Here is a 5,926-nt window from a genome sequence, read left to right on the forward strand (position 1 = left end):
AAACACCATGCCAACTGCTCCGACGCGCCAAGAAGATGATTTTCGTTTATCGATGGGCGGGTTGAGGGCAGGTTGATGTGTATTTGGCGGAGAGACCGGCGAACAAAACGTTCCAGTCACGACAAATCTGACAAAAGTGGCGAATGCCCGACATTTGCGAAAAATGTCGACGGTTGCGCTGGGGACAAGGGAATTCACGCGGACTTCAAATCGCGCCAAGGATCATGTGCCTGTTCGTGGCTAAGGGGCGTTACTCGACTTCTCGTGAACGTCCCTGGCGGTCTTATCAACCCTTGTCCTGGTTCCTGCTTTGCACCACCTTCCGCTTGGAGCCATGAAGAGGGTCGTTGTTTCGATAATTTGAGGATGGGCTGCTTGGCGATTTGTTCGTAGCCCAGCTCGGGTCCATACGTCTCGGTACGGTTCGCCTGCCTATCCTGTTCACGGCACTTTCGAACATAAGACCGAACGTCATCAGAGCGATCGCTGTGATGCGCAACATATTTCATTTGGTACGACGTTTGCTGGTGATCGGTGACGCTGGTTGACCATAGGCTCTGATGCCGATCTCGTCGGACAAGGACCCAATTGAAGTCAACTACGGAGGTTTTCGGGACCTGACACGATGATTGGTTCGGTGCATGCGGAACGCTTGGCGGCACGAGGATGACACCGAAAAGTACGTGGGGTCTAATCAATGGAGTGAAAAATGAAAAAGTATGTTTGCGAATTCTTCGGGACCTTCACACTTGTCTTCCTCGGCTGCGGCACATTGCTTTATATGCGTCAAGAGGTGGGCCTGTTGGGTGTCGCTTTAGCCTTCGGGACGACCGTGGTTGCAATGGCCTACACGATTGGCCCAGTCTCGGGCGCGCATCTCAATCCGGCGGTCAGCCTGGGTTTCCTCGTGTCGCGCCGATTGAGAGTGTGGGACTTTCTCGCGTATGTCTCCGCCCAATGTGCAGGAGCTATCGCGGCGGCAGGCACGCTCTACCTTATCGCTATGAACAAGGTCGGCGGTTACGATATCACCCTAGAAGGTTTCGCCCAAACCGGCTGGGTAGTCTACGGATGGAGAGCTGCGTTCCTATTCGAGTTTATCGCCACGTTCCTGTTCGTAACTGTATTCCTCAAATGCACGGCTGGACGCGGCGCTGTTGCACGATTGGCGATTGGACTTGCCTTAGTTGCGATCCACCTTGGCGGTATCACCGTTTCGGGTTCTTCTGTGAATCCAGCACGATCGATCGGCCCAGCACTTTTCGCAGGAGGGGCGGCACTCTCTCAACTCTGGCTTTATATATGTGCGCCAATGCTCGGCGCTATTGCGGCCGGCCTTCTTCAGCTCAGGGGGATCGTCGCGTCAAGCGAGCCGCAAAGTCTGCGCCAATTTGAATCGCGCGAAATGACCAGCGACATATCCAGCCCGGTTTCATTCTTTCGCCACCGAAGGAGAGGTATCCCAAAAAGGGAAAGCCACTGATCGAGGAGGGGGTCTCGACCTTGACAGGGGAGCGCATCCCCAGACACTGGCCGTTGCATCCCGCATATCTTGACGCTTACTGCGATCTTCCTACGGATTGGGACCACGGTCGTCTCTGACGTATCGACAAACGTCGCATACGGATCGACAATGGCAGCCCAACGTCCAGCTATCATTGGCGGCGATCCAAAACGGCGGCGATCGCGGCCAAAGCCTCGTGTATCGCGATACTCACCGACCTTCCGCTCAAGGTTGTCAAGGGTCCGCGATACTCATCCATACCGCAGATGCGTGTCATTAGGAGCATGAATTTTACAATGGTGAGGCTGCCATATAGGACACGTTGGGCGGCGGATCTAATGGAGCAAATCTCCAGCGTCTGGGGGTTGCGCTGGGGTGCCGATCCACACCCAAGCGCCGGTAGGTGATAGACGATACCCACAGCGGCTAGGAGCCATTGAATCGGCAATATGTTCTTTTGATACGGTGTCGCGCAAGTTTGGCATGGAGAATCATATGCAATCGCAACAATAGCCGAGTGCAGAGTCAAGCAGCGCTACTTGCATACGCGCAAATGTCCGTTAGAAGATTTCGACGACGTGGCAGCCCAAGCAGTTGCGCGGCAGCGAGTTTAGGCGGGGCGTACGTTGCGGCGAAAAACAGCCAATGGACACGCCGAAAACGGCTACTGGGCCTAAGTCGCCACGGTCGCCCTGTGAACTTGGAACCCAGGCAAATTGTATGACCGTTGGCCGTCGTTCAGCATGCCGAAGTCGGAGCGCTGATCGGAAGCTGGATTAGCCTGCATGATGAACGAGAGGTTGGAAAATGCCGCTTTCAAAGGCTCCCGTAGGCATCGTGAGATGTTGAGAATGCGAGCAAGAATTGTAGGTGGAAAGACAGTGCCTGAGGCGCCAGAGGCCGACGATCGCGATCTAGCTTTAGACTTCGCCAAAGGAATACTCATTGTCTTGGTGATTTTCGGTCACCTGATACAATATATCTTTTACGAGGGTGATGGCTTCTGGGATTCGGCATGCTTCAAATCGATCTACATGTTTCACATGCCTCTCTTTATGGCGATAAGCGGATATCTCTCTAGATCAGGGCTACTAGGCAAATCGTTCAGGCAAGCCATCGGTGATCGCGCGCTGCAGCTCCTGGTGCCGACGCTGTTCTGGTTCACCCTTTTGGAGGCAGTCAAATTGCTCATGTTTCCCCGGCCGCCGGACGCACCTGGCAACCTGTTGCAATTCATGCACGATTTCGTCGGCACATACTGGTTCATATGGGCTGCGTTTGCTTCTTTTCTTTTGGTCAAACTTATTTCGATCTTCAACTCCGGGTCGGCACGCTCTTTGCTTGTCTCATCCATACTGGTCGCAGTTGCCCCCGTGACGTTTTCTATATTCCCTCTCATAAAGTACACCTATCCCTTTTTCTGCATGGGATTTTCATTTGCGCAGTCGAGAGATTGGTGGACGAGCATAATGCGGTATCATAAGCCACTCCTGATGATGTCCGCCTCTATCGCGGCTAGCTTGTGCTTCATGGCGTGGCGCGAGGACACCTATGTCTACAACAATCTCGCCTTAATCCAGGATCTGCAGTCGGCAAAAGATATCCTTCTGATGTTTTTTGGCTCGACAGTGGCCTCTGCAGTGATGATCGAGATTCTGCTTCAATCCTGGAAATTGGACGCTCGAACCGGGTGGTTCGCTTTATCGCCGTGGAAGTGGGGCAGAGCACGCTCGTGTTGTACCTGGTGCAGGCTACGGTATTCCGTCTCATGGATTTGATACATTACGGAGAACAATGGGCTCCCACAATGAGGTCTGGCGCGGCGGGAATTCTCGGGACGATGATCATTGCCGTAGCACTAGCAGTTCGCTGGAGCGTGCGCGACATTCCCTATCTGTCCCAGCTCATGCTTGGAACGCCACCCCGCCTCGTTCGTTTGCCGAGCAATCCTGCGAATAACTAGCGGTGTTCAATTCTCAACCTAAACTTCGTCAGCAAGCAAGCATGCCAAGGCACGCGTTAAGGGGCCCATTTTTAAAGGATCCTTTTGCACGAAGATCGGCTGAGGTCCGACTGATGTGCCAATCACGTATCGAGAATCCGCAAACCCCTCCGCGCCCAATGCTCCGCGACGACGCGGGCGCTTGACCCCCAGGGTATCGACTCCACCCTCTTTGAGGTTGCCAAAGATTCGGTTTGCTTCGCACTTGTTTGGGGTCCGCTTGCCGCCAGGTCCCGTTGTCCCTGCTAAAATCGCGAGCGTTCGCTAAGGTACCAGAAACGCTTTTCCGGCCTGTGCTAAGCAATGACCGGAAACAGCGAGTATCGCCTCAGCGGTCACACCGAGGCAGCACTGCTCCATGACGGCCGCTGCCACAGTCATCCTCTTGCCGGCGCCGACGGTACCGGCCAGCTAGGTCGTGCCGGCAGCATGATCCCCCGGGTGCCGTGTTCTGGTGCGGATAGAGAGTGAACGCGGCCGACGCACGCCGGCAACTTAAGATACACGCCGCCGAGGCGCCCAGGGGCTGGTTGTTGAAACGGTCCTAAAACCTTGCGGCCGGTCGATCCGGTGGGCATCGGACCAGGACCCGGCCCTGAAGGGCCATCTGATCTTCGTGAGCTTCCCCTTTGCCGGCTACGTCTAACAGCCGTTCACTGTGGAAATTCAGAGCGTTGTTGAGCTGTCGCCGGCGTCGCGGGGGCCTATGCCGCATTCCATTTGCCCGCGGCATTCCCCCAAATGACGGCGCTAACTGTCGAGGAAGGGAGCTCCAGCCAGTGATGCATGCGGGTCTCGGAGTCCATCACTGGGAGGCGCTGTGATCGCCAAGCAAAGAAGATCGACCGGCTGCACCTCGGCAAGCGGCCGGACATTGCGCCCAATCCGCGAATTGAGAGCGGAGCGGCTTCGGCGGGTGTCATTTGTTGCTGACGTGGCCGGAGAATAGGTTCCGCCGCTGCACCGGGATGCCATTTCTTCGATCCCCACCGCGTCTTGTCCGGTTCACGACAACGTTGTCCTCGATCAATTCTTCATGGGCTAGCTAAGAAGCTGGAAACAATACAGATGCCGTGTTCCGAACCTCAGCGGAGGAGACTGGCATGAGTCTTGAACTCCCAGAACTACGCGGCGGGCAATCGCCTGGTGGAACGTGTGGCGTCCGGTCGAAGTCGATTTGAACCTTGAAGGGAAAATACATGGCAGGTCTGCATCAGTTCGCACGGAAAAGGGGGTATCGGCAAGTACACGGCCTCTCAAGATACTCTCACTGTCCTTGTCGACCTCGAAAAGCTGATTCCACCCCCCGCCTGATCCTCAATTCGAAAGCCCGAGACACGGTTTTACACCTGGCGGCGAATAGGTTGGTTGAGGGTGGAGTTCGCGGCGAAACCTACCGCCACTGGACTATCGCGACGGGAATCTCGCTTGTGAAGCGCTTTTCGTCAAGCCCGCCAGCGTTGCCCGCCGCTTGCCGTTGTTGTTGCGGCCGCCCCGTTTCGAGGGGCCATGTCATTCGTCCGGGCCAAGTTGCGTCGCCACAGGTCCCATCTGCCGCACCATTTTAAGGGATGGTGTTACCGGAAGCGGGTGTGGCCCTTAGTCAAACCGCATCCAACACTCAGGAGGATTTTAACTGATGTCAAACGTCACCCCTGTCCCCAACAATGCTCGATTAGATGAGAAAGATGCTCTCGCCACGCCTTTCATTAAGTGCCTCTTGCGTCTGATGCGTGCTCAAGACACCTTTGAATTGTGGCAAGAGAAATCGGACACCGATTTGCTCTGTGATTTCATCGTGACGAGGCAGCAGCGTAGGGCGATTCCTCTCATCGGGGGACCTGACCTAGAGGTGCAGTGGCGGCTTGAGATCTTCTATGCCGCCGTAGCACTTGCTATAGAGGAGCAGTCCGGACTGATGGCGTCACCGGTGTTGACTGTGAACCATGAGGGATTCGGTCGGATATTACTCACGGCGGGGCGGCTCGTAGTACTCTCGAAGACGCTCCGCGACGTACATCGATTTGGCTTCGACAACCTCCAAAAGCTCGCCGAGGCGGGAACTGGCCTGGTCGATAATGGCTTAACAACAATTAAGACCTATTCAGATGTAGCGCGCGTTTAAGTGCGGTTGAAACGGCTCATATAGGGCGGAATTCTTCGCTAATCTGCCCAGCAATCAAGCAATCCGGGGGTGTGCCCTAGCGTTCTTGGCGCGGGGGGGGCGACATGGAGGAACCTGCATGACAGTGCGTTCACTACTCACTACGGCTCCTCTTTGGCTCCGGCGTATCTCACAAGCACTGATCAAGCGACGTGTATTGGCTGCGCCCCTTGTTTTCTGGTCTGCCAGTGTTCGGCAGGAAGGTAGGTGGTTGGCCTTCAAATGACCTGCCACTGAATTTTCATCCGGCGGCGAT

General features: G+C 55.4%; 2 protein-coding genes and 2 pseudogenes. All 4 read left to right on the top strand.

Translation table 11 applies throughout. The annotated features are described in order from the left end of the window. Window positions 1-709: 709 nt before the first annotated feature. The 4 genes and pseudogenes from CO670_RS32105 to CO670_RS32125 all read left to right on the top strand — a co-directional run bounded on the left by CO670_RS32105 (window position 710) and on the right by CO670_RS32125 (window position 5,631). On the top strand, window positions 710-1,483 hold the full coding sequence (locus CO670_RS32105; protein ID WP_004677031.1) for an aquaporin: 774 nt from the start codon (window positions 710-712) through the stop codon (window positions 1,481-1,483). 872 nt (window positions 1,484-2,355) lie between these two features. Continuing rightward, window positions 2,356-3,467 (top strand): annotated as a pseudogene (gene nolL, locus CO670_RS32115) (nodulation factor fucose acetyltransferase NolL). Between the two features lie 1,251 nt (window positions 3,468-4,718). Beyond that, a pseudogene (nifH, locus tag CO670_RS33785) lies at window positions 4,719-4,864 on the top strand (nitrogenase reductase); the annotation flags it as partial. Window positions 4,865-5,145: 281 nt separating this feature from the next. Further along, window positions 5,146-5,631 carry a NifX-associated nitrogen fixation protein gene (locus CO670_RS32125; protein ID WP_004677039.1) on the top strand — a complete coding sequence of 162 codons (486 nt, stop codon included), beginning with the start codon at window positions 5,146-5,148 and terminating at the stop codon, window positions 5,629-5,631. Window positions 5,632-5,926 lie beyond the last annotated feature (295 nt).

The organism is Rhizobium sp. J15 (assembly GCF_002531825.1).
Lineage (GTDB): Bacteria > Pseudomonadota > Alphaproteobacteria > Rhizobiales > Rhizobiaceae > Rhizobium.

What these genes read in the sequence shown, in the direction of transcription:
- CO670_RS32105 (WP_004677031.1), top strand. Translation starts at nt 710, where the DNA reads ATGAAAAAGTATGTTTGCGAATTCTTCGGGACCTTCACACTTGTCTTC.
- CO670_RS32125 (WP_004677039.1), top strand. Translation starts at nt 5,146, where the DNA reads ATGTCAAACGTCACCCCTGTCCCCAACAATGCTCGATTAGATGAGAAA.